Below are 3,203 nucleotides of genomic sequence, written 5' to 3' on the forward strand. Positions count from 1 at the left end.
ATTCGGGGTCCATGCCGTGGTGCACCCGGTGGTGCGAGGGCGTGTTGAAGATGAACTCGAAGGGCCGCGGCAGCTTGTCGATGCGTTCGGTGTGCACCCAGAACTGGTAGACCAGGCTCACCGAGAAGCTGGCGAACACCATCCACGGCGGAATGCCCAGCAGCGGCAGCGGAATCCACATCAGGATCTCGCCGCTGTTGTTCCATTTCTGGCGTAGCGCGGTGGCGAAGTTGAAGTAACGGCTGGAGTGGTGCGCCTGATGCGTCGCCCAGAAGAACCGGACCCGGTGCGCCATCCGGTGATAGCAGTAATAGAGCAGGTCTACACCGACGAGGGCGATCACCCAGGTGTACCAGCGTGTCGGCGACAGATGCCACGGCGCCAGGTAGGTGTAGATCGCCGCGTAGCCGATCAGGGCGATGAACTTCCACCCGGCGGTGGTGACCATCGAGACCAGGCCCATCGAGATGCTCGCCCAGGCGTCCGGCGTGCGGTAGCCACCGACCGGCACCGACTGCGCCTCGGTCTGTTCGAGCTTGCGGGCCGCGAACCATTCCAGCGACAACAGCAGCAGGAAGAAGGGCACCGCGAACACCACCGGGTCGCGCATCGGCCCGGGCAGCACCGACCAGACACTCGCGATCGCATCCACCGTCGTCACCTCCGAGTTACCAAGCCTAGAACGCGACCGCGCTTTCAGTCTGCCGACAGGGCGGGCTGGTCGCCGGCGTGCCAGTGCACCGCGTAGACGCCCGGTTGCAGAGACAGTTCGCCGACCAGACGCTCGAGGCGGTCCGGCGCCCGGCCGTCCGAGAGCATGGACGCGGTGAGCGTGATGTTGTCCTCCCCGGCGTGACCGGTGTGCACGCCTCGCAGAACGAGATCGTTGCCGGCGGTGTGTTGCACGATCTGGGCGCGCAGGTATTTCTCGGCCTTGGGCCGGCAGATGACCTGCACCTGATAGGGCGCCAGCGGTTCGTCCTCCTCCTCGTGCTGGTCGCGGTCGATGAGCCGGCCCAGCGGCCGCAGCAGCAGGTGGGTCCCGACGATTGCGCTGGTACCGATCAGGGCGAAGGCCAGTTCCCCGGCCGCGGCCAGCACACCCACCGCCGCCGAGCACCACAGGGTGGCCGCGGTATTGAGGCCCCGGACGTTGAAACCCTCGCGCAGAATCACGCCGCCGCCGAGGAACCCCACCCCAGAGACGACGTAGGACGCGACGCGGGTGGAGCTGGGGCCCTCGACGGCAACCGCGTACAGCACGAACAGCGTGGCCCCGGCGGCCACCAGCGCGTTGGTCCGCAGGCCCGCCATCCGCGCACGCCATTGCCGTTCCAGCCCGATCAGTGCACCGCAGCCCAGCCCCACCGCCAGTCGCAGTGTGAACTCGGCGACGCTCAGCGTCTGCATGACCCCAACGATGTCACATCCCTAGCCCGCTGCCACCGGCCGAGCCATCACCGTGGGCTTGAAACCGTAGCGCGGAGCGGCGAACCCGTAGCTGCGTTGGCCCGGGGCCGCCAGCGGCACGCCCGGCATTCCGGCCGCGCCGGCCTGCGGGGCGTGCGTCGCGACCGTCCACCCGGTGGCCGCGACCGAGGTGCCGGGGGCGGCTGTGGTGGGAACCGAGGCGGCCCAGGTGTGTGGCACCGACAGTCCGCCGACCGCGGCGGCGTTTCCCATGTTGGCCGACGCCGCGCCGATCCCGGCGGCGCCCATGCTGTTCATCCCGGTGCCCAGCCCGGCGCCCAGCCCACCGATCATCGGCGTGAACGGGTCGATCGCGCCCAGGCCCAGGGGGTCACCGGCGGCGATGGCAGCACCGCGCACCACCGCCATGTCCGCGGCGAAGTTGGATATCGCAGCCGCGCCCATCGGGCTGAACGAGCTGCTCATCAGGTTGGTCAAGCCGTTCGTCAGGTCGCCCGTGCTGATCCCCTCGCCCGCCGTCGTCGATAACGGGGTCGCCATGCCCTGCAGCGCCTCCGGCGTGTAGGCCAACGCCTGCGACAGAGCGTTCTGTGCGTTGCTGGCCCCCGCGGTCCCAGCGGCCTGCGCCACCGCACCCTCTTGCGCGGCTAGCCCTGCGGGGTCGGCCACCTCCTGCGGCGAGGTGAACGGCGAGACCGTGGTGGCCTCCGCCGACGTGGCCGCGTAGCCGTACATCGCGGCGGCGTCCTGGGCCCACATCTGGCCGTACTGCGCTTCGGTGGCCGCGATCGCCGCCGCGTTCTGACCGAGGAAGTTGGTGGCCACCAACGCCGTGAGCTGGGAGCGGTTGGCGAGCACCAGGGGCGGCGGCACCGTCATCGCGTATGCCGCGTCGAAGGCGGCCGCGGCCGCCTTGGCCTGCATCGCGGCCTGCTCTGCCTGGGCGGCGGTCAGAGCCATCCAGGCCGCATACGGCGCTGCCGCCGCGGCCATCGCGGCCGACGCCGGCCCCATCCAGCCTTCACCTACCAGGCCGTTGATGACGGCCTGGTAGGTGGCCTCGGCGGTGATGAGCTCGGCGGCCAACTTGTCCCAGGCCGCCGCGGCGGCAATCATCGGCCCCGAGCCGGGGCCGGCGTAGATGCGGGCTGAGTTGAATTCCGGCGGAAAGGCTCCGAAGTCCATGGGAGTGCTCCTTTGTGATCGGTGGTTTTTGCCACGAGCGAGTGGTCTGGGCGTGCAGGCACGGTCTGGCCGAAGGATGTTGCGTCCGCCCCTGGGGCGGCAGAGGAATCGGGACAGCCGGTCATGGCGACATGCCGGAGCCGGGCACGCCAAAGTCATCGCCGGCTCGATGAAAAGATCGAGCTTTCAAGCGATTTCAGGACATGCCGAAGACTGGCGCCGCCCGCAGGACGGCACGCCGGTCGACGAGATCAGCGCCGGTTGAGAATCACACGGTGAAAGTGGTACCGAGATCGAGGGAAACGAACATCGATCTCGGATAGGAACTATCACTCGGACTCAATGTCGCTCTCACCTCCTCTCGGCCTGGGCACGCGCGGGTGCCTGCACGTAAGCACGACGAGGTGAAGTCTTCCGGCCGACGGCCGGACTCCGCACCCCTCTCGTCAGAGCTTCGGCACCACACGGCGTGTCCGCGCCCGCGTAAACGCGCGAGCCGGAAGCCACTTGGGCTCAACCCTTAATCCGGGAGGAGCTGTCCTGACCCGGGGCGTCTTTCGACGTTCGGGGTCAGTGGCCTATATCCA

The 3,203-nt window shown here is 68.7% G+C and carries 3 protein-coding genes and 1 riboswitch; all 3 genes read right to left on the reverse strand.

Going from position 1 to position 3,203, the window contains the following annotated elements; translation table 11 throughout:
* Window positions 1–610, reverse strand: a 610-nt coding sequence (locus LI92_RS20610) for a sterol desaturase family protein (protein ID WP_502691489.1), incomplete at its 3' end; no start/stop codon positions are given.
* A gap of 86 nt (window positions 611–696) precedes the next feature.
* A complete protein-coding gene (locus LI92_RS20615; protein WP_046322197.1) occupies window positions 697–1,410 on the reverse strand; it encodes an MgtC/SapB family protein in 714 nt (237 codons plus the stop codon).
* A gap of 21 nt (window positions 1,411–1,431) precedes the next feature.
* Window positions 1,432–2,616 (reverse strand): PPE family protein, encoded by a 1,185-nt coding sequence (locus LI92_RS20620; protein WP_046322198.1) that lies wholly within the window; start codon window positions 2,614–2,616, stop codon window positions 1,432–1,434.
* A 431-nt stretch (window positions 2,617–3,047) separates the two neighbouring features.
* Window positions 3,048–3,203, reverse strand: a riboswitch (M-box (ykoK) riboswitch). This riboswitch is flagged as partial in the annotation.

Origin of the sequence: Mycobacterium sp. UM_Kg1 (genome assembly GCF_000972925.1) — a bacterium.
Classification (GTDB): Bacteria; Actinomycetota; Actinomycetes; order Mycobacteriales; family Mycobacteriaceae; genus Mycobacterium; species Mycobacterium hiberniae.